Origin of the sequence: Amycolatopsis plumensis, assembly GCF_042652605.1 — a bacterium.
GTDB classification, from domain to species: domain Bacteria; phylum Actinomycetota; class Actinomycetes; order Mycobacteriales; family Pseudonocardiaceae; genus Amycolatopsis; species Amycolatopsis plumensis.
In genome coordinates this window covers 1-26104 of record NZ_JBHSJY010000001.1, presented here as the reverse complement: position 1 = coordinate 26104, position 26104 = coordinate 1, and the positions used below count along the sequence as shown (strand labels likewise).

The window sequence follows — 26104 nt, the reverse complement described above, 5'->3', positions numbered from 1 at the left end:
AATCCGACAAATATTCAACAGGAGTACCATGTACGCGTTGAGCATTTCCGGCCCGGCTTCCGACGGGAGCACGTCGAAAGTGGCGGAGCTCGACGACCCGAAGCCCGAAGCCGGCCAAGTCGCGATCGATGTCGCCTATGCAGGTATCAACTTCATCGATGTCATGGCCCGGCGCGGTGATCCCGGTTATGCGTCCGGTTGGCCGTACGTCCCGGGGCTGGAAGTCGCCGGAACCGTCCGCGCGCTGGGGGAGGGAGTGCGGGACTTGCACCTCGGCCAGCGAGTCGCGGCTTTCACCTCCGGGGGCGGACTCGCGCAGGTGGCGGTGGCGGCCGCAGACGTCACTGTCGGCGTGCCGGGCGGAGTGCCGTTAGAGATCGCCGCGGCGGCGCCGCTGGCGTTGTCGACCGCTGTCCTCCTGCTCACCGAGAAAGCGCGCATTCGTCCCGGCGAGACGGTCCTCATGCATTCGGCGAGCGGCGGCATCGGCTCGGTGGTCGCTCAGGTGGCGGCAGCGTTGGGCAGCGGCGTCCGGATCGGCACCGTGGGACGACCTGAAAAGGTGGCAGTGGCTCGGGCGACAGGATGGGATGAGGTGTTCTCGCGAGACACCGATCTGCCAGACGCCGTTTCGAAGATCGCACCCGATGGCGTCGACGTGATCCTCGACCCGACCGGCACCGCGCTGCTCGACCTCGACCTGATGATCGCTGCCCCGGGCGCACGGATCATCCTGTTCGGCAATCCCCGCGGTGGTACCCCGGAACCGTTGCCGCCGCTGGGACGGTTGATCGGAGGCAATGTCGGGCTTCTCGGGTTCAGCATGAGCCGGCTCAATGCGACGGTTCCAGCCCTGGTCGCCCGCGCGCTTTCGACCGGACTGGACATGATCGCCGACGGAACGGTCCGCCCGGAGGTCACCGTGGTGGAATCTCTGGAATCCGTGGCTGCAGTCCACGACTTGCTCGCCGCCGGCGTGGGCAACGGCAAGTACGTCGTCAAGTTGACCCGCTGATGCGAGCAGTCTGGTACGACCGGACCGGACCCGCTCGCGAGGTCCTGGTGGTCGGCGAACTGCCGGACCCCGAACCGGCGGCCGGTGAAGTCCGGGTTCGCGTCGCGGTCGCCGGCGTCAACCCGCGCGACGTGAAGCGACGGGGCGGGGTGGGCGACCGTGTGATGGTCGATCCGAGGGTGATTCCCGGGGACGACGGCGCGGGAGTGATCGACAGGGTCGGTGCCGGCGTGTCGCCATCGCGGGTGGGGGAGCGGGTGTGGGTCCATTCCGCGACTTTCACCGGGGCCTTCGGTACTTCGGCTGACTACGTCGTCGTGCCCGCGCACCATGCGGTGCCGCTGCCGGCGAATGCCGGTTTCGAGATCGGTGCCTGTCTCGGCGTACCTGCACTGACCGCACATCGGGCTGTCTTCGCCGACGGTCCGGTGACCGGCCTGACCGTGCTCGTCACCGGCGGTGCTGGCGCGGTGGGCCATTACGCGATCGAGTTCGCCCGTCTCGGCGGTGCCACGGTGATCGCCACCGCGAGTTCGCCGGCGAAGCGCCAGGCCGCCCGCGCCGCGGGCGCCCACCACGTCGTGGACTACCGCCGGTCGGACGCGGCCGAGCTGATCCGCGCAGCGACCGGTGGCCGAGGGGTCGACCGAGTCGTCGATGTAGCGTTCGGGGCCAATTTGCCGCTCACCACTGAGGTGGTTGCGCAGAATGCTGTCATCGCCACCTATGCATCCGACGCCGAACCTTGGCCGAATATACCTTTTTATCGGCTCATGCGCTGCGGGATCGCCATTCGTACCGTGTTCGTGTTCGCCATGCCCCAAGAAGCAATGGAACGCGCCTGCGGTGAGATCACGGGCCTTCTCGAACAAGGCTCGCTCACGCACCCTATCGCGGCAAGGTTCCGGCTAGAAGACTGTGCTGAAGCGCACGTCTGCTTGGAGAGACGGGCCGTCATCGGCAAAATTCTGGTCGATCTGCAGGCACCTCGAGAGGGTGAGTGCTAAGGGGACGTAGGCTGACGCCTGCCTCGGTGAACGAAGGGGCTGCCGAGTGTCTCCGACTTCCTTGTGTCGATCCGGAGTTCTAGGCGACCAGCGACAGCTCCCGGTGCGTAGGTATCGGGGCATCGTCAGACGATTTCTGACGATGCCCCGATACAGTCAATCAGCAGAGGCCCACGTAGTACGCGTTGGTGGTCCGCCAGGACAGCTGGCGCTTCTCCCATGGGCCGAAACAACTAGACTCGGTGTAACCGTCGTAGTAATCGATGTGAACTCTGACAGTACTGTTGCCGCAGTGGCGGTACCAGTATGTATAGCCGCTGAGCCAGTCGCCGGCGCGCCAGTAGCCGCAAGGATCACTCGAGGCTGTGACAGATGACGTACTGGCCGTGTCGACCCTGTGCTCGGAGGCGAGCGCGGTCGTGCCAGTGGCGGAGGTCAAAATCCCTCCGGTCACCATGGCGGTGGCGACCGCTACCTGCGTAAGTTTACGGAGCACTTGATTCCCTTTCTGAACTGCAACCAGCGAGATCATCCTGACTGTCATCAAGGGCATGGTGGGACCGGTTCAAGTATTTTCGAATGTGATCCGTCGGGGTCAGTGTCTAGCCTGATGGTGCCGGGGCGCGGCAGACTCGATGCGACAGCTAGCCCAACTGGTCACATTATCCAACCTCGATTGGCCCAGTCCAGTGACGTCGACGCGGGTTAGCATGCGCATGGCTTGCTGTCCGGTGAAGTCTGGGGAGTAATTGAATCCATGCGCGTACTTCTCGCCGGCGATGCTGGTGCTCGGCACAGGCTGGTGCCTTGGTGGTCAGAGCTGGGCACGAGGTGACTGCGAGGAGTGGCGTAGAGGCGGGGCTGCAGATGTTGAGCTCGTTCGGCGCAACTGGTGTCCGAACCGACGCGCTCGTCCGGGAGGCGCTGTGCACCGTGCCGGTCGAAGCTCGCTGGCGTGCGACGAATCGTTGCACAGTCGATTGCCTGGGCGTACGCGCCAGGGAGTACGCTCGCGGGCGGGTGAGAACCGTTGCATCTGGACGCTGCGACGCCACACTCCGTTACAGTAGGTTGCGTAGATGCGCTCGAATGTGCAGTCGTAGAATCGACGAACTCGTCATTGTTGCCAGAGCAAGCCGGGACTGGAACCGGGTCGAAGCACTAAAGCTGCTCTGGATTCGTGCCAGCCTCTACGACATCTCGCGCCACTGCTGGGCGACCGGCTCCGAATGAATCGTTTTACGTCTATGAGTGCCAACAGGATGTGCGTCCGCCACGCTGCCGATCACCGGGCTGGCGAGGCTGCCGATGCTGACCGTCAACCCGAGGGTCACGCCGCTGGCCGTCCCCCACCCGCGTGGGCAGGTAGTCCTGTCCCAGCACGGTGACCGCTGTGATCGCCACCGGTGGGCTACGGTGGACACCCGTGCTGATAGTGCCGGCCCTGGCGCGCGCGGTGCTCCCCGTGCTGGTGTTGCGTGTGCTGCGCCAAGCATGCGCCGTCGACCGCGTCGAGCACCCCGATCAGGCAGAACGACACGGCCTCGTTTGTAAGGCTGTGCGCAACGGTCGCATTCCGGTCGATCGCCTACGCGACCGCCGGCGCGGGCACTTGGGTTGCGCCGACCACCCGGGCGATTTGGGTGCCGGCCGGGGCGGTGTACGTTTACCGCGCCTACGGCAGCCTGGACTTGCACGGTGGGTTGAGCCCGGCGAGGACCGGCCGGCTGCGGACGCGACACGGTTCGAGGAGTGGAAGTTCCCGTACGCCAACGTCCTCGGCTACGCGGCGGCTGTACGCTACGCGCTCCGGGGCGGCCTGGAGCCGATTTCCCTCCGCGCGCCCGGGCTCGCGACCAGGTTCTGTGACCGGCTGGCAGTCATCCCCGGCGTGCGCGTCCTCGACGACGTCAGTTAGGCGACTCTGCGGGTTGCGAGTTTGGGCTTGGCCACTCGGGAGGCGGCTGCTCAAGCAGCTCCTGAGCCGCGCGGCCACTGCGATCGGCTACCGAGTAGTTTCAGTCTAGGCTGAATGCCTTGACGGCGGACATCGTCGAGCGTTGTAATGCTGGAGTCAGTGCTGGAAAGGTACGCACGCGGGAGACGGTTGTATAAGTCCGCAAACTCGCAACCGATTGGTCTGGCTTCAACCTCAACGTGGCGCTAGTTCAGGCTCGCGACGTCCATGCAAGATTGGCGACAGCTTTGCCTGAAAATGACACCGACACGGCGTGGCTGCCGCCGTTTGAGCATGCGGCAAACGAGGATACGGTGGCGTTGGCTGCCAAGAAGTCGAAGCTGCACGTGTTGTATATACGCGCGGCGGGTATCGCGGCACTCTGGCTAGTAATCATCGGTGTGGCGATCGGGGGTATGGTGGCACTCTATCACCCCGCCGACGTGCTACTGCGAACCGGGGACCGCGTGCAGGGCAGGGTGTTGAATTATTCCCATCGCAGCAATGGTGCGGACATTCTATATGTAGAATACAAGATATTTGGAAAACTTCGATTTGCTGAGATTATCAAGCAATCATCGAAGCAGTACAACGCGGGCGACAAGATCACGGTTCATATATGAGCGAGAAAACCCGGACCACGTGCGCACGATGTACGAAAGTAACGTCGACGACGATATGGCTGACTTCTGTTGGATTGTAATCTTCGTGGCAATGCTGTTCTTCGTGTTCAGCGTGGTTGCAGTTGTTCGGTGGTGGCGTCGTTATAAGGCGGTGTGTCGCACGGGTTGGCGCGCCGCGTCAGTGACCGTCGCGCCGGACTATCCAATCCGCAGGCTTAGGCATATGCCGGATATTTACGTCAGTTACAATGACGGCAGTCATATTACGCTGAGGGCGTCAACGTCATGCCATGGATCCACCCCGTTGCGGAACCAACCCGATCGGCCCGCCTGGGTGGGCGGTACATGCAAGGACATGGTAGTCCTTTTTCCGCACGGACGTTGGCGAAAGTTGCCATATGTGGTGCCGGCGTTCGCCCGGACAACGCGCACGGTTAAGCGGTCGCGTAAACGCTAGCACGTAATGGTAGCGCCAAGAGGGAGAAATGCCAGGAATGGCTGGGTTTGCGTTCGCAGCGGATTGCCAGGCGCCGGTGACCGGTCAGCCGGGCGATCGAGCAGGTCCACCGTGACCTGGCCGCCGCCCTGCAGGAACGCACTGAACAGGTCATGCTCCACCTCGCCCGCCGCGCCCAGGACCTCACCGGCTCCCGTCTCTTGTGCCTCGGCGGCAGGTCCGCCCACCCGGGCTGAGGTTGCCGGCCAGATCCCGGCCTGGCCTAGGCCCCGGCCTGGCCTGGCCTGGCCTAGCCTAGCCCGTATGGAGGGCTGGCGCCTCGCTCGTAAGTTGGCGCGGGTTGCCGCCACGCTTGGTGGTAGTGCCGCGATTTACGGGAGGCGCCGGTGTTTATCGAGCGTACGTGTGTCGGGTTGGATGTTCACGCCCGGTCGGTGGTGGCTTGTGCGATCGACAACGAGGCGGGCGAGGTCCGGTCGCTGCGGTTGTCGCCGAGGAGGGAGGCGGTGGCGGGGTGGGTGTGTTCGCTGCCGGCGAAAGCCTCAGGAGGTCTGGGTCGGCGGCGAAGACCGGGCGATGGCCGTGCTGTTCCCGCCCGTTCACCTAGACCAGCAGCCCTACGTGGTGCCGGCTTGGGCGCTCGGTCCGCGCACGCTCGGTTGAGCCTGCTGAAGGACGTGCCACCGCTGGCCGGGACCCAAGTCGTCGTACTCCACGGTGGAAGGACGAAGGGGCGGCGACGGCTCGGACCTGCACGCGGGTTTTTCCGGACTCCCGGCTTGTGAATGCTGGTGTTCTTCCCTCCGTGTGCGGGTCCGGGGAGGGGTCACGCAGTGAAGATCGCGCTCGGGTCGCCGGTGAACCACGTGTTGTCGATCCGCATGCGGTGGATCAGCCAGCGCCCGCCGTCCCGGACCAGGTCGACGTCATAAGGGTTCTTCAACAACGCGAACACCTCGCGGTCGGCGGTCAGCAGGTGCTGGGCCTCGACGAGTGCGGTCAGCCGCGCGGTGTCGTCCTCGACGGCGACACGCGTGTTGGTGACTTGGTGCGTGGTGTCCACCCGGCCGGTGAACAGGCCGAGGATGGTGGTGACGATCGTGTCCCGGCCTGCCATCAGCGGCGGCCGCGCGCCCCACTTCGCGGCGGCCGGCCGGAAGTCGAGCTCGGCGTCCGCGGTGAAGGCCGACGCGAACAGCGCCCTGTCCTTCAGATCCTGGCCGAGGGCGAACCGGTGGAGCGCGTCGACGATCTCGACCCGGTCCCGCAGCTCCGCCACGACTGCCGCGCCGCTTCCGGCGGCCAGCGCGTGGTCATCGGTGACGTACATCCTTGCTCCTTTGTGGACTGGTTTCCGCTGCCTCCACTCTCCGGCGCGCAGAACCCCGGAACAACGCCGATGTGTGCCATGATCGTGAAGCCACGCTTAACGAAGTGAGGACGGACATGCTCGAGCGGCACGAGGCTGGAGGCGTTCCTGACCCTGGCCGAGGAACTGCACTTCGGCCGCACAGCGGAGCGGCTGCACGTGTCCACCGCCCGGATCAGCCAGACGATCCGCAAACTGGAACGCCGGGTCGGGGTCTCGCTGTTCACCCGCACCAGCCGCCGGGTCGAACTGTCCCCCGTGGGCCGCCGGCTCCGCGACGACCTACGGCCCGCCTGGGCCGCGATCAACGCCGCGGTGGCGCACGCGATCGAGACCGGCCGCGGGTTCACCGGAACCCTGCAGGTGTGCTTCACCGGCGCGGCCGCCGGCCAGCTGCTGGTCGGCGCCACCGACCTGTTCCGGGAACGCCACCCCGACTGCGACGTCCGCATCCGCGAAGCCCAGCTGGCCGAACTGATGCCCTGGCTGCGCGACGGCGAAGTCGACCTCGCGCTGGCGACCTTCCCCGTGCACGAGCCCGGCATCGACAGCGGACCCGTGCTGGTGTCCGAAGCCCGCTTCCTCGCCGTCCCGGCCGGTCACGCCTTCGCCGGGCTTGACTCCCTCTCCGTCGAAGACCTGGCCACGGTCACCATGCTGCAGCTGCCGGACACCCTGCCCGAATCCCTGCGCGCCGACCGCACCCCCGTGACCACCCCGGCCGGACACCTGATCCGCACCGGCCGCACGGCCGCCACGTTCCAGGAAATGCTCACCCTCGTCGGCGCCGGACACGGCGTCTTCCCGGTCGGCGCCAACGTCCGGCGCTACTACGCCCGCCCCGACGTCGCCTACGTCCACCTCCACGACGCACCACCCCTGCAGTGGGGCCTGCTCTGGCGCACCGACAACGCCACCGCCCGCGTCCACGCCTTCGGCGCCGCCGCCCACGACCTCGTCTCCGCACACCGCTGACTTCGTCCTCATCCGGAGCTCACGGCAGTGCCGGACTCGCGCGAGGTGGGAACGAGTGCAGGCATCGAAAGGCGACAACTACTGCCGGATCAGGTGAAGCACAGGTGCCGCGGATCTCCTCCGATCAGTTGCGGCAGCGGCGTCGGTAATACGCCCAGGTGACCACAGCCAGCAGAGGTGCCCAGAGCGAGAGCGGCAGGTAACAGGCTATGAGCAGAACCTGCCAGCCCGTGCTGGCGAATGTCGTTCCTTCCACATCTGGGAAGTCCCTGAAGGTGTACGTCCAGATGGCAGCCAGAGCGACGGCCCCGAACGCGGCTGGAAGGACCGCAGCGCGAGGCGCCACCCAACGACCGCCAATCAGGGGGAGCCAACTCGTGACGCGCTCGCCCCACGGCCGTACGAGCCCGAGGGTCAGCAGGGCGAGGCCTTCGCAGACGACGCTCAGCCCGGCGGTGGAGAACGCTTCCCATCCGTCAATGACGTCGTAGGGACGCAGCCCGAGATCAGCGCCGCCCGCCAGGAACAGGCGCCAGATCCCCGACGGCAAGGTTGTCAGCGGAATCAGGTGGGCGGAGACGACTGCCCCAACGGGGCGGGCGGCGTGCGTCGCGTACCTCGGGGTGAGAGGTGAGCGTGGGTTTCATGCTGAGAGTCTGGCTGGAGCACGCCGGGCGGACCTCCCCCTGAGGTATCAGCTGCTTGGACCGCGAGGGTGAACGGCGTCGTTGCGCACCGTGCCGTCGACATTGGGCAGGATCCGATGCCCATCACTCTTCGGTGCGATCGCGGACCTTTGACTTCGGACGGTGGCTGCCCTGCGCGCACAGCGGGTAGCTATCATCGCACGGGACGATGGATGAACACCCGATCGACGAGTAGCAGCGCTCCTGTCACGGCACAGAAGGCCATCGCGATCAGGAATGCCGACGGACTGTAGCCGGGCACGACGAGCGGTGAGAGGATGCCGACCGTGGATCCTACCTGCACCAATGCGGTATAGAGGGCGGCGCCGCCACCGATGCCCGATCGCAGAGCTTCCCCGAGAAGCACCATGCCGACGCTCTAGAAACCGGCGGCAAACATGGCGTAGACGACTTGAGAAACGACCATGACCGGATAACTGGTGCCAAAGGAAACCAAGAGGAACGCGAACATCCCGGCTAGGCAGACCACGACTAGTTTCTGCTGGCTGCCATGACGATCGCTGAGGATGCTGATTGGCAGTCCGTCCACGTGCGGGCGAGGTTTCTGCGTACAGCGGGTTCGCTGCACGGTTTCCATTGGTCGATCCCGCTGACCATGCCACAGCAATGTTCAAGAAAGCCAGCGCGACCGCAACGTGCGCAGGCCGCAGCAGGGGACCTAGAAAGCTTTCCAGTTTCGATGCGGCGGCGAAGAAGCCGAGCCCGGCCACATATCCCGCCACGTAGAACGAGCACACCCGCTTGCGGGCAACCACGTGCGGGGAATCGAGGCCGGCGTGCACACCCTTCATACGCTGGGCTCCTACCTCCGCAGCGATCACGGTCGGTATGCGGCGTCGCTGATCGCCGGTTACGCCACGCCGCCGGCCTACACCTACCCCGCGGCTAACGATGCCCTGGTGCGCGTCGACGGGGTTAGGATTTCGACGAGTGACCAGGTGAAGCACGTCGGGGCGGGTGGCGGTCGGGCATCACTCGCGCCGCCACCTACCGGTCTTGGGTGCGGACTCGCTTCTGCGCTGGACCGAAGCTGTCTCACCGGTCGACGCGGTGCGCGGAAGAGTGAGGGCGAGGAGCAGGCCGACCACCATCCCGGCGCTGGCGATGAGGACCGCGATGGAGCCGCCTTGGGCGAGCGCGGCTTGAAGTGCTGGACCGCTGTGGCCCGCGATATCAGAGTTGGAGACGGCAATCAACACAGCCAGTCCGATGGCGTTGCCGAGGTTCAGGGTGGTCGACGCCATTCCGTTTGCTACGCCCTGTTCGGCGACCTCGACGCCGGTGCCTGCGGCGATCCACATCGCCGTCCACACGATGCCCTGCCCGACTCCGGAGATTACCAGCCCCGGTATCAGCGCGAGGTAGCCGCGATCGGCGCTGAACCCGTACGCCAGCGCGGCGGTTCCGACAATGGCGATGCCGAACCCGGTGATCAGCGTGAACCGGGTCCCGAGGCGGGTGGTAAGCCGCTCCCCGAGCTGAGTGCCGGAGGCGATGGCCACCGACGGGACGAGGAACGCGAGCCCGGTCTGCAGGGCCGTCAGGCTGTGGACGCTCTGCAACAGGACAGTGAGGAAGTAGGGCAGCGTGCCAAAGGTGGCCATGTAGACGAAAGTGACCAGCACCCCTGTGGTCAGGTTGCGGTTGCCCAGCAGCCGCAACGGCATGAGCGGGTCAGCGCTGCGGGACTCGATGATCACGAACGCGATCAGCAACACGATCGCGAGCACCGCCGCCATCAGCACGCCGGGTGCGGTCCAGCCGGACTCCGGGCCCTGGACCAAGACGAACACGGCGAGGGTTGCGCCGCCGGTGACGGTCAGCGCGCCGGGCAGATCAAACGGGCGACGGGTGCGTTCCCGGACGTCGGCCGGAATCACGAAGAGGGCGGCCAGGGCAGCGATGCCGGCGAGAGGTACGTTGACGAAGAACACCGCCTGCCAGCCGAACGTCTGGGTCAGCACGCCACCGAGCAGCGCGCCGACGGTGAGGCCGCTGGCACCCGCGCCACCCCACACGGCCAGAGCGCGGTTGCGGCGAGGGCCCTCCTCGAACAGTGTGTTGATCAGCGACAACGTCGAGGGCAACAGCAACGCCCCGCCGATGCCCTGGATCGCTCGGGCGATCACGATGACCAGCGGGCTCCACGCGAGGCCACCGGCCAGGGATGACGAGGCGTAGAGCGTCAAGGCGAGGGCGAACATCCGGCGACGCCCGAGCAAGTCGGCTGCGCGTCCGCCGAGGAGCAGGAAACCACCGGCGAACACTACGTAGGCGCTGACGACCCACTGCTGGGTCTGCCCGGAGAAGCCCAGGTCCGACCCGATGTCGGGAAGGGCGACGAACACGATGTTCAAGTCGAGGGAAAAGATTAGCTGCGCGAAGGCGAGCAAGCCGAGGCTCAGGCCCAACCTTCGGCGTGGTCCAGCAGGCGTGGTGGGCGGAATGGACATGGGGGAGGAACACCCTTCGGATCGGACGAGCGGACAGTCAGTACGACTGTACGTAAGTTAACGTACAATCGATCAATGGGAAAGGGGGGTGGCTCGTGGAAGGTACGACTGTGTGCGTTGAGTCGAACTGTCACCTATACTGACCGGATGATCGGCCAGCACCCGCCCACTGGGCAGATCCGGATGGAAAACGTGCTCTCGGCGTTGGGAAATCCGATTCGGATGGCGATCACCCGAATCCTCGCCGAGGGTGGCGAGCACGCCTGCGGGACAGTCGGGCTCCAGCTCGGAACGTCGATCTCGAAGTCGACGCTCACGCATCACTGGCGCGTTCTGCGCGACAGCGGCGTCATCTGGCAGCGTCCGGCGGGTCGGGAGAACCTTCTGTCATTGCGGCGCGACGATCTGGACGCGCGCTATCCCGGTTTGCTTGACGCCATCCTGGTGGGTGCGCAGGAGGATTCATCTCCCGCTCTTCGGTGACCATGTGTGACCGAGTGCTCCGTCTTACGGGGAGACAGTAGGTGGCGAGCAGACGCCACCTTCCCCGGCCACCGCGATGCCCGCTCTCTCGTGTTGTCCGCCGATTACCGCAGCTGTTCTGGATGAAGGCCATCCGGTTTCGGCAATAGTGAAAACGGGGATCGCAAGGCCTGTCCGCGCGCTAGCTTCCACCACATGAAGAGCGACGTCAGCGCTGCGGGCAGTGGCTCCTCCGGGAACGTCGCCGCTCCTGGGGGCAGAGCGGCGTCGTGGGCGCTCACCGTCCGTCAGGGTTGTCACTATTCGAATATACATGTCACCAGTATCGATCAAGTTGCTGATAGAAGTGAGGCCCCGTGATGAGTAAAACGCTTCGCGCTGGTATCGCTGCAGTTGGGATCCTTGTGGCGACGTTTACATTGACGGAAACGGCAGACGCGGGCGTCGCGTTGCCTATCAAGTATGCCGACTACGGGAGCTACGCGGACTGTACAGACGATGGCTGGGGTGGTGTGCTTAGCGGTCACTGGCGTAGCTTCGAATGCAAGTATAATCAGAGTCGCGGCATCTACACCCCGTGGGAACTGTGGTACACGGTGTGACCGTTGGTGTCCGCAGTAACAACGTGGCCGGCGGAACGTCTCCGATTCCCCATCGAGGCAGGTGGATTCGAGAGTCTTCTGGTCGAAGGTGGCCTTCATGCTCCGGTGCCCCGACGGCCCCGCGATTACAATTCCCTTTCGGTCGCGACTGCGGGGCAATATCGTGAGCGCGCTGGAAAGTGGGTCGGACGACGGGTGGTTCGGTCGTTTGAGGGGTCATGCCACGGGAAGAGGCGACGTTCCGGCCAGCCGGGACGGGCGCGGGGTTATCGACCAGGACGTCGACGCCAGGTCGAGCGCCTTGCGCGGCCGGTGTCGTCACCCGAAGGCGTCCTGCGATTGACCGAACGGTCGGCGGCGCCAGCCACCATCATGCAACCGCTGCCGGCCGCCCTGCCGGCGTCGCGTTAGGGGAGGCAGTGGTAACCGAGCACGGCATCCAAGTCGTCGACGGCGAACCATCGCTGGTCGGCGGAGATGCACATCCGATCCGCGGCTTCAAGCCGTGCGCTCAGCGTGAGGCGCAGTTGGCCGCGTTCTACAGCAGCTACGCGTGGCTACTTCGCCCGTGCGAGGCGACCGTGTCGTGCATCGACAGCTACTACACCGCCGTACTAGACGCGTCTGCTCAGCCGTTGACGCCGCCCGCGGAGCTCTGATGGCGGGCTTCGCGACGATCACGGCGTACGTGCCGAAGCAGGCCACCATGCTGTCCCTCGGTCTGGTTGCAGAGATGTTCAATAACCGTGTGCACCTGGGCGTACCCCGTTTCGACGTCGTGCTCTGCACGGACCGGCCCGGACCGGTGACGACCGACATCGGTCTCAGCTTCACCGTCGACCACGGCTTGGAGGAGCTCGACAAGGGCGACCTTGTCCTGCTACTACCCGGAAACACGTTCCGATCCCCGCCGTCCGCCGCGGCTGTGGACGCAGTCCGCGCCGCCCACGAGAGTGGGGCCATCATCGCTACCCACTGTGTCGGTTCGTACCATCTCGCAGCCACCGGCCTCCTCGACGGCGCCCAAGCCACCACACACTGGCGGTTCGCGGCCGACTTCGCGGCCCGCTTCCCAGCTGTCACCCTGCGACCGGAAGCGTTGTACATCGACGAGGGGCAGGTGATCACCGGGGCAGGCGCGGCCGCCAGCATCGACCTCTACCTACACCTACTACGGCGCGAACACGGCGTGTTCGTCGCCAACACCATCGCCCGCGACATGGTCGTTCCGCCGCACCGCGATGGCGGGCAAGCCCAATACATTGAGACACCCGTGCTGGCCGACAACGACGACAAGCGATTGACCGCTGTCCTTGACTGGGCCGCGAGCAACCTGCACCGCCCCATCCCGGTCGACGAGCTCGCCGCGCGGGCTCTGATGAGCCCCCGCACCTTCGCCCGGCGGTTCAAAGCGGCGACCGGAGCGACGCCGCACGCCTGGCTGCTGCACCGGCGCCTGACGCGCGCCGAAGAGCTACTCGAGCGCACCACGCTGTCCATTGAGGAAGTAGCCCAACGGGTCGGATACGCCAGCGCCACCGTGCTGCGTGAAAGGTTCCTCAAACGACGCGGCGTTTCACCGCGCGCGTATCGCCAGGTCTTCGGCGGCCCGTCCGCAAATGAAGACAACGTGGGAACACAATACTGACCTCGTTATTTCGTAAGAGTTCATCAGCTAGCTGACGGACCTCTTGGTCTGGTCGTGTGGATGCTTTGTCTGCGGGCACGCTGTTCAGCCGTTGGCGCAGGCGCGAACCGATGCGGGCTGACACATTGACGCTCAACTGCACACTGCTTGCCGGGCACGGGATGGAGGTGGTCGCGGCGGCCGGTCGCCGGTGGTTCGCCAAAACTGCCAGAAGAACCGGTTTTCCGACGGGACGTAACCGCCGATGTTCGTCGCTCTCTGCCATTCCCAGCCCGCACCAGTCTCACACGGAGCGTACGTATTTAGTAGCTCGTGATGATGCTGGTGTGCCACCGCGGTTCCCCCGGCCACACAGGCGTCGGCGCCGCCTCGAGCGGCGTGTTCTGCCACATCGTGTCCTCAAGCCAGGAGAAGCAGCCGGGACCAGCCCGGCTCGGGAGCCGTCACGTGCTCGGCGGCCAGCAGGACGGCCGCCACGCCCGCGGCTCCGCGCAACAATCCCGGATTTTCCGCTCGCACTCCCGGCTGCTCCGTGTCGAGATAGCCGAGCAGAGACCCGGTGCGAAGTCCTGCGCAAGCTTGGCTGCCGCACGTGCCGCCGCTGTCTCGACCACGGGGTCGCCGGTGTCCCGGGCGAAGCACTGCAGCAACGCCGCCTGTCCGGCCAGACCGTGACAGAGGTTGGGCGAGTGCAGGAGCGGCGGCTGGACACAGAGCGTCCTTATCGCGGTCAGCCCCACGTCGGTCAGCTCCGGCGTGCCGGTCGCGACGCCGGCGAGATACACGGCTCGCGCAATGCCCGCGCTGCCGTGACACCAGGAGCCGGCATTCTTCACCGGCACATGGGCGAGCGGAGCGCCGCGGACGTCCGGCTCCGCGCCCGCCGGCCACAGCAGACATCCCGAGCGCCATGTCGCCTGACGGGCCAGCCACAGACCGGCCTCACGGAGAGCTCGCGACGTCGCTGGATGCACCGTCCCGCCGTGGATTTCGATCAGCGCGAGAGCCGCTAGCGGGCCTGCGACGCCGTGCGCCAACCCGTAGTCGAGCCGCAAAGCGCCGTCCTGGCGATAGGCCATGCGGCCGGGGAAGAGCAGCACATTCGCGAGCGCCTCGGCCAGAAGCGCGACGACCTGCTCGATCTCTGGCGAACGCAGCCGCATGAGCAGGTACCCCACCCAGCCCGCCATACCGTTGACCGTGTCGTAGGCGGCCGGGCCGGACGGCGGCGCGGACGCGAAGTCGCGCATCCGCGGCAGCAAGACGGCGTCGAGCTGAGCCAGCAGCCCCGTGTAGCGAGTCCCGTCACGGCTGGCCAGCCAGACCGCCGCGGCGTATCCGGCCGCGCCGGAGAACAGTGCCAGGGGACGGGCCGGGTCGCTCGCCTCGGCGAGCCCCGACGCGAGGAGCGCGTGCGCGGCGACGTCCCAGCCCTCATCGCTGAACCGGCCGTCGAGCTCCGCGCACAGGATCGCCAGGCCGGCGCCTCCGAGGGAGACGCCGGCTGGCGACCAGATGTTCACCTGCGGCTTGAGCGTGGCGCGAGCCAGCCGCCTCAGCGCCTGCGACCGGATCGCCGGATCCAGCACGCGTCGCGCGACTTCACGCGCCGTGGAAGCCGACATGGTGTCGTCCGTTGTGTTGGTCGAGAGTCAGCAGACCCGGGATCCCAATTCACAGCACGTGTCCGTGCACGTCGGGAGGGTACAGCTCGACATGTGAGGGCTATACGTGCAAATGTAAGGCGTCGTCTGCGACGCCGGCTGGAACGGCAGCGACTGCGCGATCTGCGCGCGGACGGGGACGCTCCGCATCTCCAGGTCGAACAGTCCGTCGAGATCGTGTGAGATATTGGTCAGCATGGCGCCTCTCATCAAGGTGGTGGCGGATGTGGGGACACGGCCGCCCACGGCGGCCGTCCCTCGAGGTCAGCAGACGCGCGAGTGCTGGTAACAGCAGGTGTCGGTGCACGTCGGCTGTGTGCAGGTGGACTGGATGGGGCTCAGCGTGCATTGGTACTGAGTATTGGCCGAGCAGATGGTCATCCGCGTCACGGCCTCGTCCTGAACACGCGCGGGAATGCTGCGCATCTGCAAGTCGAATGCGCCGAGAACATTGTCGGGTCGTTCCATATACTATTTCCTTCCGTAACGCACTCCGCGATCTCCGCAGAGGTCCGGTTCTGCCGGTCTTCGTGGCACGCATGGCCGGATCATCGTCCGTGCGCGCCCGCAGCGCGCCTCCCGGCGGCGCCGTACGTTCACAGCAGCGCTCTAGTGAATGAGCAGCGCCGCGTCCCAGTCGCTGTCTGCCACCCGTCCAGTGGCGTAGCCGTGCAGCGCGAGCGCGGTGCCCGCCGCCCCGTCGAGCATCCCCGGGCCCTCTAGATATCGCCTCGGCGGCGGTATCCGGTAGCGAAATCCCAGATTGAGGTCTGGGTCGAATAGCTCGACGGTGCGCCCGGCGGCCAGCTCCGCGATGTCGGCCGCGGTCGAGTCTCCGTCGCTGTCGGCGGACATACGCAACGCGATCTGCAGCACCCCTGCCGAACCGTGGCACAACGAGGGCGAGGCCGGTTCCCACTCAGCGGCCGGCCGGTCGAGCAGCGAGTGCATCGCGCCGAGTGCGGCGGCCCGCCAGTCGCGCCGTTGCAGGGCCAGGCCGGCGAGCTGGATCGCGCGGGCGATGCCGGGAATCCCGTAACACCAGGTGGGCACGCACGCCGGTGTCGGCCGCTCACCCCCGAGATGCTGTTCAAGCGTGATCGTGTCGGGCCAGCACACGCCGGCGCCGTCCGGGCAGCGCCAGTGCAGCAACCACGCGACGGCGCGCTCCATCGCCTCCCGCTGGCCGGGCACTCGCACTCCCGACCGCCACGCCAGGGCCAGCAGCGCTAGCGGTCCCGCTATGCCGTGCGCAACACCGACGTTGGCGTGGCCGTGGCGGTACTCGGGGCCGGGCGGGATGTCCAGGCGCGGCCCACCGGCGGCCCACCAGCGCGGCACGCTATGCCCGGCAACCTCGCCGTTTCCAGTCATGGCGACTAGGTAGCCGAGCACGTCCCGCAGCACCCGGTCATCCTCGTTTGCCTTCAAGAGCAGATAGCGGCCGAGCCCGCTCATACCGCTGATCACGTCGTACAGGCCCATTGAACCCGCGACATGCGCCGGGTCGTCCAGACGTTCGCGCCAGACGCGGGTGCGCTGCTCGGCGAGGTCCATGATGTAACGGTCCAGCGGTTCTAGCAGTGACCGGTACTCGCCAGGCCGCATCACGGCTGTCCTGGCAGCGAAGGCCAGTGCCGGAAGCCCGATATACAGTGAGCCGCCGGTCGCAGGGTGCGGCTTGGTGGCGGCCTCGGCGAGCAGCCGGTGCGCAGTCTCACGGTGCGCCTTATCGGTCCGCCCGAGCTCGGCGAACAGCAGCACAACGCCGGGGTATCCCATGGCCAGCGACAGCTCCTGGTAAGCGCGCTCCTCGGGCTTTCCGGGGGCGAGCGCCGCGCTGTCGTCGATCGAACGCCGCAGCCGGTCAAGATCGCGAAGACGCCCTGCGACGAATCCGGCGATCTCACCGGCCCTGTCTCGAAGGTCGGTCATCGTACGAACCTCGTTCGGTCAAGGTGCGCCGCGACGGCACCGCGGGCGACGGCGTAGGCGGACTGCTCCGCCTCTGAATCGATGCCTAACAGGCGGTTACAGTGCATGTGCAGCAGACTTGTGACGACCTGGGTCTCGCGGGGACCGTCGTCCCCGATCTGCGCGCGCAGGGCGCGGCCGTACTCGTTCAGAGCCGGCGCTCGTTCCTGCCAGGCGGCCAGGATCTCCGGCCCGCCCGGTTCCGCCGCCAGTGCGTTCCACTCCCCGTGCACGTCGAGCAGACGTCGCGCCACGTCCCGGCGAGCCTGGAAGGCCGGATGATGGCCGCCTTTGGGGTAGGCCTCGAGGAACCGGCCCATCCAGCCCGGCTCCGCAGCGAAGCCGCGGCAGATGTCGATGCAGTTGGCTGCGGCCAGCAGTACCGGATCGAGTTCCACCGTCCCGCAACCGATGGCTTTGAGCTGCCGTAGCACTGCTCCGCTGTCGGCTCCGAAGGCCCGCTCGGCCTGCTCCAGCACCTTCTCCCCGCCGTAACGGGCGACCTCCGGCTCGTAGGTGTCGAGCGCCAGCCGCCGGATCACCCCCGTTGCGCAGCATCGCGCGGCCCAGTCGTGGAGCCGAGAAAGCAGCTTTGCGTTGAGCACGGATCGCTTGCCATGGAAACGCACGCGTAGGTGCGCGTCAGGATCGCGGTAACGGATGAAGAACATGAGTTCGGCGTCCGCGCCGACGGACTCCAGCAGGTTCGGCAACTGTTCGGTCAGCAACTCGTCTTGGCGGTCTTCCGCGACGTAGAGCTTGGCGAAGACCCAGTCACCACCCGGGACGTGCCGTTGCTGCTCGGACACGGTGACGATCGACGGCGGACGGGTCGGTGCGGGGCTGCCGGCCCGTGGCACCATCGGCACTACGATCTCGTTGGCGACGCCGCCAGACCACTGCGTGCCATACTCGCCGCCCGCGGGACGCTCAGTGATGATCGGCGGGACCTCCCGGCGCGCCTCCCGCCACAGCAGCCGCAGATGCAGCGGCACGGTGAGGTCGAGGGCGACGCGCTGGTCGTCGCTCGTCATCTCGATCTGCTCGGGCACCGACCACCGCTCGCGCCACCGGCCGAGTTCGGCACGCCAGTGCGGCCACGGCAGCGACGGGTCACGCAGGGTCCGGTTGAGCCGCCAGCGTGCCGAAGCGAGGATCGTGCGGTTGTACCGGACGCGCGGCTGATGGGGAAGCGGTCCAGTCCCGTCCACTCCCATGGGCGGATGCTCCACCGGCGCACCTGCGTCGCCTCGCTGAGGAAGCGGACTGCGTTCGGCTGCGCGATATACGGGTTCAACATGTGCGCCACCATCGGGACCAGCTCCCGTCCCGAAGCGGCCATGACGATATGAAAACGGTCGCGGTCCGCCACCACCGCGACGTCGTCGATGCCGTGCACCCGCTCGTCGCCCCGTTCCGCGAAAGCCCCCATGACCACCTGGTGCGGGGTCATCGCTGGGACGCGGCTGACGTTCCCCGATCGCGAGCTGTTGGGCTGAAAGCGGACTTGCGCGAGGAGCGCGTCCGGCGGAGTCATCTCGGGCCGGCCGTACAGTTCCTTGATGCGGTCCGTCGTGTCGTTCAGGAGGGGCAGGAAGCGGCCGAAGTAGGAGCCCGGCGCGGGTCCGCCCAGCCCGTTGGCGACCACCAGTCGGAAGTCGCCCACCGCGACCGCCTCCAGTGAGGACGCGAGCAGCGTCACGGCCATGTCGAAGGCAGCCGGGGGCCTGGCCGCCAGGCCTTCCTCGGCAAGCTCGGTTACGAGCGCGTCGGTCAGGACCACCTCGGCGGTCCGCGCGCGCTGCGCGTCCTGAAGCAGCTCGGTCAGCAGTTCCTGGCGCTCCTGCCGGGGCCGTTGCCGGTTGTCGAACGGGCGTGTGCTCGGCGGGCGCAGATACGTCGCCGGAGCGCCGAGCCCGCGTTCCGGATCGAGCATCTCTTTCAGTGGCACCGCACGCCCATATCCATACCGCTCCACGAACTCGTTGTGGTAGCCGCGCAGGTGTTCGGGCATTGGGTCGGGAGACATGCGCCACAGCACCGTGGCGGCCTCGCTCATCTGCTGCGTCACGATCGGCGGCAGGCGGGCGTCCACGTCGACGGCGAGGTCGATCTGCAGCGGGTGCTCGCTGACTTGGATTCGGCTCATCGATGTCGTCAGCTCGTTCAGCCGGACCGTCCCGGCGCCGATCGGAAGGCGGGCGTAGGTGCTGAATGCAGCGGATAGGTCACCGAGGTCCCGCAGTCCGGCGACCGGGGTCAGCTTGCTCGCCACGTGGCCGAGGGCGTCCGGCGCGTCAGCGGGCGGTCGCAGGTCGGTCAGCAGGAACTCCTGCTCGACGAGCTGCACAAGCATGCCGCCAACCGCTTCCGCGGGCGCCCCGAAGGACTCGGCCAGTGTATCCGCCAGCGTGGCGAACGCCATCGGGCGCTCGGTGAGCTCCCAGACGCGCCTCAGGGCGGCGGTGTAGCGGACAGACACCTCCTGCGTGCGGGAAATGATGTCCTTACTGTCGACATCCCGCACGTAAGGCAACACGAGGCGCTCTCCCCGCAGGACAGCAAGATCGTTCCTGACCAGGCGCAGATGGGCTAGTACCGCAGGCTGGCTCTCCCACCGCGACACGGCGCCGAGTAGCCATTCAGTATCGGCCTGGACGAGTTTCTCGCCCAGGCCACGGTACTCGAAACAGGGATCGTCGCCTACGGTCATGAGAGCCACTCCGGCCAGCAGCCCGAAAGGGGTCGGCCGATGCGACATCCGGATCAGGTATTTCGTGAGAGTGTACACCATGCGACGCAGACGCGTGAAAGGGATCGGCCGCCCTCCGTCATTGTTGTCGCTATCCCCGAGCTTTCTCAGCTCGCGAACGAAGGCGGGATTCGAGACCGTGAGTGCCTCGAGCACGGCGTCGTCTTTGATGGCGGATCGCAGGTAGGTGGCCATCCGGCCGGCCTGTTCGCGGTCCTCGGGATCGAGATCGGTCAGTGTGGAGGCAGCCGTTTCGACGCGAAAGACAGGCAGTCGCAGAAGCCCGAAGGATGCCGGGTCGAAGACCGGTTCACGGGCATGTATTGATTTCTTCAATGGCCTTCCCCGCCTTCAAGATGCAGACGCATGCCGATCATCTTTGTTGGCGACGCCGTGGGCGAGCAACGCGAGTGCCTGCCAAACTTAGCGTCGTTCCTGCCAATGTGCGCCGCCCAGGCTTGTCGTCCTCCCCGCGAATTCACAGGCTGTACGTGTGAAACCTGCACGTGAACCGGTCACGACTCTCATCGGTGGAGACGAGCCCGTCATGCCGCCCTGGACCCGGATCGACCGCGAGGTCGCGGGCTCCAGCCTGTGGGCCGGTCTGGCCGCGATACCCGCGGCGGCACGGGTCATTCTCGCGATCGTCTGGCGCGTGGCCCCGCGCACCATGATCCTCGCCGTCCTCCTGAACCTGGTCGGCGGCCTGGCGACGGTCTCTGGAATCGTCGCAGGCGCCCGCGTCATCGACGAGCTGATCACCGGCGGGCCGACGGCCGACAGGGTCGTCGCCGCTTTGTCCGCGATCGCGCTGGTCGCAGTCTCGTACTCGCTCCGCGCCCTGCTCGACGCGGCAGCCGCCGCCGCGCTCGGCGCCACGATCCCCCGCGTACGCGAGGCGGCCCAGGTCGAACTCCACGAACTGGTCTCCCAGGTCCGGCTCATCGCCTTTGAAGACGCGGGCTTCGGCGAACTGGTGGAGCAGGGTTCCGGGGCAGGCATCAGAGCGATTGAGGCGAGCCTCAGGCATGCCGGAGCGCTGCTGTCCGCCAGCGTGCAAGTGCTGGCGGCCCTAGTAGCAGTCATGTCACTGAACCCATGGCTCGTTCCGGTGACGCTCCTTGCCATGCTTCCGGCGGCCTGGGCAGCAGCGAAGGCCGCCCGGCTCGGCTACGCGAGTTTCCTCCGCATGGTGGCCACCCAGCGGCGGCAGGCGATCGCCGGCCGGCTGCTGACCGGCCGCGATACCGCCGCGGAGCTAAGGGCCTTCACACTGGCGGAGACCGTGCTCGCCGACTACCGGACCGCAAGTGCCGCGCTCGCCGCCGAGTCCACCACGACGGAGCTCCGCACCACTGCCGTCCACCTCATGGGACGCGCTCTGACGGGCATCGGCACCGGCGCGGCCTACGCCGCGCTGGGCCTCCTGCTCTACACGGGGCAGATGCCTCTGGCCCTGGCAGGCGCTGCAGTCCTGGCCATGCGCACCTCGTCGGCGGCGTTGTCGGCCGGTGTTCATACGGTCAACCAGTTCTACGAGAGCAGCTTCTACGTGGCCCTCTACGAGAAGCTGCGGCTCGAATGCCGTACCCGCACCCGGCCACAAGACCGTGCCGCGCCCCTGCGAACCCGGAGCGGATTCGGCTGGCCAAGGTAACGTTCACCTATCCCGGCCAGGTACGGCCGGCCCTGCACGACATCGACCTCGAGATCCGCCGGGGACAGGTCGTCGCCCTGGTGGGGAGAACGGCTCGGGCAAGACGACTCTCGCCAAGCTCGTCACGGGTCTCTACGCGCCTGATTCGGGGACGATCCATTGGGACGGCGCCGACCTCTCCGAGTGCAGCGAGGAGTCTGTCGCGGCCGCTGTTGCCGTGGTGGCCCAGCAGCTGGCGCGCTGGCCGGTGAAGGCTGCCGCGGCGGTCCGGCTCGGCCGCGCCGGTCACCTGGCCGGCGGCGGCGAGGCCGTGTTCACCAGCGCTGTCGAGATCGCCGGTGTGCGTCCTGTCATTGAGCGCCTGCCCGCCGGTTGGGACACCGTCCTTTCCCGGGAGTTCGAACACGGCAGAGACCTGTCAGGCGGCGAGTGGCAGCGTTTCGGCATCGCCCGGGCGCTTTTCCGTGACTCCCCCATCCTGGTCGCCGACGAGCCGAGCGCCGCCCTGGACGCCCGCGCCGAGGCCGGTGTCTATGAGGCGTTCCGCGCCTTACGCGATGGGCGGACATGCCTGCTCATCACCCATCGGCTGGCGAACGTGCGGCAAGCGGACCAAATCATCGTGCTGCATCAGGGGAAGATCGTCGAGCGGGGCACCCATGAGGAGCTCATGAGCCTTCGCGGCCGGTACCACGACCTGTACGACCTGCAGTCCGCGCCGTACGCCGAGCACCACGTCGAGCCGGTGGTCCGCGGGGCCAGCTGATCAGCGGCTCCTTGAGCGAGCGGCGCTCCCGCCTGCCCGCCGTATTGGGGCGGGCAGGCGGGTCGGCCATGCCAGGTGGTGGCGGCGCCGCTCTTCGCGGGACCGTGTCCTGTTGTCGCCGGTGAGAATCTGGACTGTCAGCTGGTCGGCGCCGGTAGCCCGGTGCTCGTCCACCCACACCCAAATGTCCTGTTTGGCGCCTTAGGCGACTAGGGCTTTGAACAGGCGCAGCAAATTGTTGCCGTGGTTGAGCAGATGCAGGCATTCGGCGAGCCAGTTGCTGCCGATAGCGCAGGACCTCTTCGCAACCGGTGGGCAGGGATTTGTTTTAAGAAGACGAGGAACTGCGTCCAGCGTTGCGTCACGCGATCTCGGCGGATTCAGAGCGGCGTGCAACAATCAAGGGCGTTAGACGCGGTTTCATGCATAATGACGATTATGTGCCAGTGAAACTATCGCGCGCCTATGATCATGTCGAAGCCGTCCTGATTCGCCAACTCGGCCGTGCGGTGTTAGTGGGCGGTGTTGAAGTGTGTGGCTCAGCGCGTCGGGAGCAATGGGTACGTGTCCCCGTGGCGGCGAATTGTTCGCCCCCGACGTAACTGCAACTGCTGACCACCAAACGCGCCCTGGGAACCACGCCGCCACCGCGCAGGCTGCGGCGTTGTCGGTGTCGGTGATGGCGGAGTACCCGGCGTTGTGGCCGGAGGCAGTACGCGCGCTGATCGTGCACTCCGCCGAGTGGGACACGCGCGGTGAAGGCCCGATTCCAGGCTGGAACGAAGAAGGCACGCCCGCGTCGCGCCTGCGCCGCCGTTGCGGCATGGGGCGTCCCAGATTTCGCGCGGGCTACCCGCAGCGCCACCCACGCGTTGACCCTCATTGCGCAGGACACCATCCACCTCTTCGCCGCCGAAACCATACGAGCTCCGCTACCACGATCTGCCTTGGCCCGCCGACGGGCTCGTCGAGCTGGGAGAGGCACAGGTCTGCCTGCGGGGCACGCTGTCGTGCTTCATCGAAGCCAACCCGGCCGGCGTAAGGCCGCCGGACGCGCGCTAAACTAAGCTGCAATGTGCGACGACAGGTCCCGTCGTCGGCTGCCTGCAGCACGGCGCGTGCCAGTCGTATCGGCCGGTGCACGTCGTGGTTCATTTGCTGCTCCTGTGGTCGGCGCGGGGCCGCTCCAATGAAGCGGCCCCGCCGGTGATTGAGTCAGCAGGTTTGCCCGGGCTCGAGGTGCTGGACTATGTGCGCGTTGCGCCGCCCTGTGTCGAGCTGCCTGAGAGCGCCGACTCGTTGGCTGCATGGGAGTCGGGGTGTCCGACAATCAGCACAAAGACAGCTCCAAGATTAAGGATCGCGCGGCGGCGAGACCCCCACTGCGGTGCGCCGCCGATCGATGTCGAGACATCCTCGTGCCAGTGAGCAAACACTCGGCTGGACCAACCCGAAACGAGGCTCGCCGCGATGCGGCCGACCGCTGCACTTGACTGCTGTTGACCGCCTAAAGCCAGCTGCGTCTCACCTATGAAATCACGGGCGAGACGCGCCGTCCCTGGAAAACCGCGACCAATCAGCCCACTCATACCGGCCAGGACCCGTCGAGGTCTCGGGAGCCTGCGTCCACATCGCGGCTGCTCGGCAACCGGCGTCTCGAACTCTCACGACCCGTCCCCGGTCCCGCCAGGCTAGACGACTACAGGCCAGGCGCTCACGACTTGACAACCATTTGCATCGCCATGAACTACTGAAAACGGGGGAGGGACCGGTTGATTGCTTGACCTATAAACCAGCGGGCCATCTATGGTCTTCGAATAAGGCCAATGTGCCGAGGCGCATGTAGCGCGCACAAAGTAACTCCCGAACCCCTGCGCACAGAACGGCTCGCCGATATTTTCGGATTTATTGACATAGCCGGCGCAGTCCCACACGTCAGCGCGGGCAGGTGTCGCATTAAGTGTTACGGTACCCAGTGCCGCTAAAACGGCAGCAGCAGCCCCTGTCGCCGCAGTTTTGATATTCCTCAAGGCTATCTCCTTAATCATGAAGCGTTACGCATGTCTCCGTCAGCTTAAGTCAGAAACTGGCGACCATGGTGGCACTTCACTTAGGATTGAAGTCCGCGTACTCTAGCAACACGTCTTTCTCCGAGGCTGAGCTGCAAGGGGCAGATGAGACTGGACGTGCTGACATAGTTGATCGCGCTGGCGGTGTGCCGGTTCGGGCGGATCGGCGATGCGCGACGTGGCGCGCTCGCGTTGGCGGACTGATCTCGATGCCGGGGTGCAGTCGTTGTTGATCGTGCCGACCAACGAGGCACGCCGCCGCGCTGAACATCGAAGCCCGCAAACGGCGCCTGGCTCGTGGTGCGGTCGATTGTGGCTGCGAGGTGGATCTGCACGATGCCACGACTGCCGGGGTCGGGCTGGTGGTCACCCGGCACACAGTCATCGATTGCTATCGCTGTTCGGCGGCGCGACTTCGTCAAGAACGGCGACGTCTGGACCGTCACCGCTATCCGCGCGAGCGGCAAGATGACCGTGCAGCACCGGTGCACAAGGTCGCGATCACATTACCGGTCGGGTACGTCCAAGCGCACGTCAAGCTCGCCTACCCGCCACCATCAACCGGGGCCCAGGGCGTGACCTGCACCGGCACCGCCCGCCTTATGCTGCCTCGGCAAGTAGCGTTGACGTGGTGACCATGTCGTGTGGACGTTCGGGCTGGTGATCGCGAGGCTGACCGGTGGAAGTGAGCCATGGCTCGCCAACCGGAGGAGACCCAGTGGCTGGTCAAGATCAGGAGATCGGCCCGATCGGGTGCGGCTGCGGCGGTCTGGGATCGTGTTGGCCTCGGTGCAGGCCGGTCGCATCCTCGACCTCTACGATCACCCGAACGTCGACAAGCGGGGGATCTGCGGCTATAAGTTCGGGCCGCTGACGTGCAGCCGCGGCCCCGGCCGGAGCTGGTTTCCCGTCGGGCGCCCGGGTACAATTGCGCGCGACTTGCACGCGCACTGGCGGGGTCCGGCACATGTCGCCGCGCTCGACCTCGCCACCGGGCAGATGTTCTACCGGTTCCGTGACCGCAAACGCTGACCGCAATTTCTCGATTTCTGCAAGCACTCCGCCGGCGCTTCTTGGCCGGGATGCACGACCTGTTCTGTGGCAACTACGGACCGCACGCCAAGGCCGAGGTCACCGCGTGGTGCGGGGCCTCTCGCCCGCAGCAACCGAAGCTGCCCGCGAGCGCCGCGGCCGTCCAAGACAGCGACAAGACCGTGCCTGTCCTAAGACTTCATCATCGACCTAAGTTCCGACCTTCGTAACCTGGGACACCGCATGATTCGGCAGGTCGCGCGCGAAGTCCTTCAGGGCTGGGATGCCGTTGGCTGAAGGTGAGCACGACCTCCCACGGGTGTTGATCCTGTGAACCTAGGTCTCGGTCTTCAACGGGGGGCGTCCGTCCTCAGCAGTTCTAGGCGCTGCCCTGCCTGGATCGTTGGCCAAGATCCGCTATCAATCATGACTGATGATCACTTTGCCGAATCTGCGACCTGACTCGCAGTATCTGATTGCTTCGGGAATCTCCGCGAACGGAAACACCCGATCAATTGCGGGGCGCATCCTGTGCATGGTGATCGAGCGGTTCACTTCGACGAAGTGAGAGTCGACTGCCTGCCGCGGTACGGTGCAGTGTGGCGCCTGCCGCGAAAATAAGGGCAGGGTCGACTGGCTTGGCCCCATCGAGGCCAGACAGCCAGTAGCCGACCAAGGCGACGTCGCCGCCTGAGGCGACGGACTTCAGTGACTGCTCCAAAGGGCCAGCTGCATCTACCACGAGGTCGACCCCGGCGCCGTCGGTGAGAGTCCGGACGTCTTCCCACCAGTCAGGTTTTTGCCTGTAGTTGATTACCTCGTCGACTCCTAGGGCTTTTAGTCGTTCAGCCTTGGCTGTGCTCGACGTGGTCGCGATCACGTGGGCCCCGGCCA

The 26104-nt window shown here is 66.3% G+C and carries 24 protein-coding genes and 2 pseudogenes; 12 read left to right on the top strand and 14 right to left on the bottom strand.

The window, feature by feature from the left end:
• The first annotated feature begins 37 nt into the window (after positions 1-37).
• Positions 38-1015: a quinone oxidoreductase family protein gene (locus ACFPLC_RS00130; RefSeq protein ID WP_378207764.1), complete on the top strand. Its 978-nt coding sequence runs from the start codon at positions 38-40 to the stop codon at positions 1013-1015.
• A gap of 47 nt (positions 1016-1062) precedes the next feature.
• The gene (locus tag ACFPLC_RS00125; protein WP_378235628.1) at positions 1063-2022 is read left to right on the top strand and encodes an NADPH:quinone reductase; all 960 of its coding nucleotides are present in this window, start codon (positions 1063-1065) and stop codon (positions 2020-2022) included.
• Positions 2023-2182: 160 nt separating this feature from the next.
• Here ACFPLC_RS00125 and ACFPLC_RS00120 read toward each other — a convergent pair whose 3' ends face one another.
• Entirely contained in the window at positions 2183-2566 is a 384-nt protein-coding gene (locus ACFPLC_RS00120) for a DUF6355 family natural product biosynthesis protein (protein ID WP_378235627.1), read from the bottom strand.
• A gap of 849 nt (positions 2567-3415) precedes the next feature.
• Between ACFPLC_RS00120 and ACFPLC_RS00115 the strand changes: the two genes are divergently transcribed.
• Positions 3416-3940 (top strand): hypothetical protein, encoded by a 525-nt coding sequence (locus tag ACFPLC_RS00115; protein ID WP_378235626.1) that lies wholly within the window; start codon positions 3416-3418, stop codon positions 3938-3940.
• Between the two features lie 275 nt (positions 3941-4215).
• A complete protein-coding gene (locus ACFPLC_RS00110; protein WP_378235625.1) occupies positions 4216-4602 on the top strand; it encodes a hypothetical protein in 387 nt (128 codons plus the stop codon).
• A gap of 1283 nt (positions 4603-5885) precedes the next feature.
• Here the strand turns inward: ACFPLC_RS00110 and ACFPLC_RS00105 are convergent.
• A complete protein-coding gene (locus ACFPLC_RS00105; protein ID WP_378235624.1) occupies positions 5886-6389 on the bottom strand; it encodes a nuclear transport factor 2 family protein in 504 nt (167 codons plus the stop codon).
• Positions 6390-6524: 135 nt separating this feature from the next.
• On the opposite strand from ACFPLC_RS00105, the gene ACFPLC_RS00100 reads away from it, so the two are divergent.
• Positions 6525-7403 carry a LysR family transcriptional regulator gene (locus ACFPLC_RS00100; RefSeq protein ID WP_378236260.1) on the top strand — a complete coding sequence of 293 codons (879 nt, stop codon included), beginning with the start codon at positions 6525-6527 and terminating at the stop codon, positions 7401-7403.
• A 124-nt stretch (positions 7404-7527) separates the two neighbouring features.
• Here ACFPLC_RS00100 and ACFPLC_RS00095 read toward each other — a convergent pair whose 3' ends face one another.
• From ACFPLC_RS00095 to ACFPLC_RS00080, 4 genes are all read right to left on the bottom strand, one after another.
• Positions 7528-7953: a hypothetical protein gene (locus ACFPLC_RS00095; RefSeq protein ID WP_378207365.1), complete on the bottom strand. Its 426-nt coding sequence runs from the start codon at positions 7951-7953 to the stop codon at positions 7528-7530.
• A gap of 290 nt (positions 7954-8243) precedes the next feature.
• Positions 8244-8459 carry a hypothetical protein gene (locus tag ACFPLC_RS00090; protein WP_378207367.1) on the bottom strand — a complete coding sequence of 72 codons (216 nt, stop codon included), beginning with the start codon at positions 8457-8459 and terminating at the stop codon, positions 8244-8246.
• A 9-nt stretch (positions 8460-8468) separates the two neighbouring features.
• Positions 8469-8687: a hypothetical protein gene (locus ACFPLC_RS00085; RefSeq protein WP_378207370.1), complete on the bottom strand. Its 219-nt coding sequence runs from the start codon at positions 8685-8687 to the stop codon at positions 8469-8471.
• Between the two features lie 394 nt (positions 8688-9081).
• Positions 9082-10458 carry an MFS transporter gene (locus tag ACFPLC_RS00080; protein WP_378235623.1) on the bottom strand — a complete coding sequence of 459 codons (1377 nt, stop codon included), beginning with the start codon at positions 10456-10458 and terminating at the stop codon, positions 9082-9084.
• A 252-nt stretch (positions 10459-10710) separates the two neighbouring features.
• Between ACFPLC_RS00080 and ACFPLC_RS00075 the strand changes: the two genes are divergently transcribed.
• The 3 genes from ACFPLC_RS00075 (at position 10711) to ACFPLC_RS00065 (ending at position 13296) form a co-directional block, all read left to right on the top strand.
• Positions 10711-11046 carry an ArsR/SmtB family transcription factor gene (locus ACFPLC_RS00075; protein ID WP_378207376.1) on the top strand — a complete coding sequence of 112 codons (336 nt, stop codon included), beginning with the start codon at positions 10711-10713 and terminating at the stop codon, positions 11044-11046.
• 1129 nt (positions 11047-12175) lie between these two features.
• Positions 12176-12307 (top strand): hypothetical protein, encoded by a 132-nt coding sequence (locus ACFPLC_RS00070; RefSeq protein WP_378235622.1) that lies wholly within the window; start codon positions 12176-12178, stop codon positions 12305-12307.
• Positions 12307-13296: a GlxA family transcriptional regulator gene (locus ACFPLC_RS00065; protein ID WP_378207381.1), complete on the top strand. Its 990-nt coding sequence runs from the start codon at positions 12307-12309 to the stop codon at positions 13294-13296. The genes ACFPLC_RS00070 and ACFPLC_RS00065 overlap by 1 nt, the downstream gene beginning before the upstream one ends.
• 443 nt (positions 13297-13739) lie before the next feature.
• Here ACFPLC_RS00065 and ACFPLC_RS00060 read toward each other — a convergent pair whose 3' ends face one another.
• From ACFPLC_RS00060 to ACFPLC_RS00035, 6 genes and pseudogenes are all read right to left on the bottom strand, one after another.
• Positions 13740-14921 carry a lanthionine synthetase LanC family protein gene (locus ACFPLC_RS00060; protein ID WP_378235621.1) on the bottom strand — a complete coding sequence of 394 codons (1182 nt, stop codon included), beginning with the start codon at positions 14919-14921 and terminating at the stop codon, positions 13740-13742.
• A 303-nt stretch (positions 14922-15224) separates the two neighbouring features.
• Positions 15225-15428, bottom strand: coding sequence for a hypothetical protein (locus ACFPLC_RS00055; RefSeq protein ID WP_378207387.1), 204 nt, complete (start codon positions 15426-15428; stop codon positions 15225-15227).
• A 141-nt stretch (positions 15429-15569) separates the two neighbouring features.
• Positions 15570-16895: a lanthionine synthetase C family protein gene (locus ACFPLC_RS00050; protein ID WP_378207390.1), complete on the bottom strand. Its 1326-nt coding sequence runs from the start codon at positions 16893-16895 to the stop codon at positions 15570-15572.
• Entirely contained in the window at positions 16892-17797 is a 906-nt protein-coding gene (locus tag ACFPLC_RS00045) for a thiopeptide-type bacteriocin biosynthesis protein (protein WP_378236259.1), read from the bottom strand. The genes ACFPLC_RS00050 and ACFPLC_RS00045 overlap by 4 nt, the downstream gene beginning before the upstream one ends.
• A 168-nt stretch (positions 17798-17965) precedes the next feature.
• Positions 17966-19881, bottom strand: a pseudogene (locus tag ACFPLC_RS00040) (lantibiotic dehydratase family protein); the annotation flags it as partial.
• Between the two features lie 283 nt (positions 19882-20164).
• Positions 20165-20716, bottom strand: coding sequence for a hypothetical protein (locus ACFPLC_RS00035; RefSeq protein WP_378235620.1), 552 nt, complete (start codon positions 20714-20716; stop codon positions 20165-20167).
• A 54-nt stretch (positions 20717-20770) separates the two neighbouring features.
• Here ACFPLC_RS00035 and ACFPLC_RS00030 point away from each other — a divergent pair, with 54 nt between their 5' ends.
• From ACFPLC_RS00030 to ACFPLC_RS00015, 4 genes and pseudogenes are all read left to right on the top strand, one after another.
• Positions 20771-21343, top strand: coding sequence for a hypothetical protein (locus ACFPLC_RS00030; protein WP_378235619.1), 573 nt, complete (start codon positions 20771-20773; stop codon positions 21341-21343).
• Positions 21297-22109 carry an ATP-binding cassette domain-containing protein gene (locus ACFPLC_RS00025; RefSeq protein ID WP_378235618.1) on the top strand — a complete coding sequence of 271 codons (813 nt, stop codon included), beginning with the start codon at positions 21297-21299 and terminating at the stop codon, positions 22107-22109. Before ACFPLC_RS00030 ends, ACFPLC_RS00025 begins: the two co-directional genes overlap by 47 nt.
• Positions 22110-22665: 556 nt before the next feature.
• Positions 22666-22926, top strand: a pseudogene (locus ACFPLC_RS00020) (S8 family serine peptidase); the annotation flags it as partial.
• Positions 22927-22991: 65 nt separating this feature from the next.
• Positions 22992-23171, top strand: a complete 180-nt coding sequence (locus ACFPLC_RS00015; protein ID WP_378236303.1) for a hypothetical protein — start codon at positions 22992-22994, stop codon at positions 23169-23171.
• Between the two features lie 2459 nt (positions 23172-25630).
• Here the strand turns inward: ACFPLC_RS00015 and ACFPLC_RS00010 are convergent.
• A complete protein-coding gene (locus ACFPLC_RS00010; protein ID WP_378235617.1) occupies positions 25631-25738 on the bottom strand; it encodes a zinc-binding dehydrogenase in 108 nt (35 codons plus the stop codon).
• A partial coding sequence (locus ACFPLC_RS00005; RefSeq protein WP_378235616.1) for a zinc-binding dehydrogenase occupies positions 25722-26104 on the bottom strand: 383 nt, incomplete at its 5' end. The genes ACFPLC_RS00010 and ACFPLC_RS00005, both read right to left, overlap by 17 nt.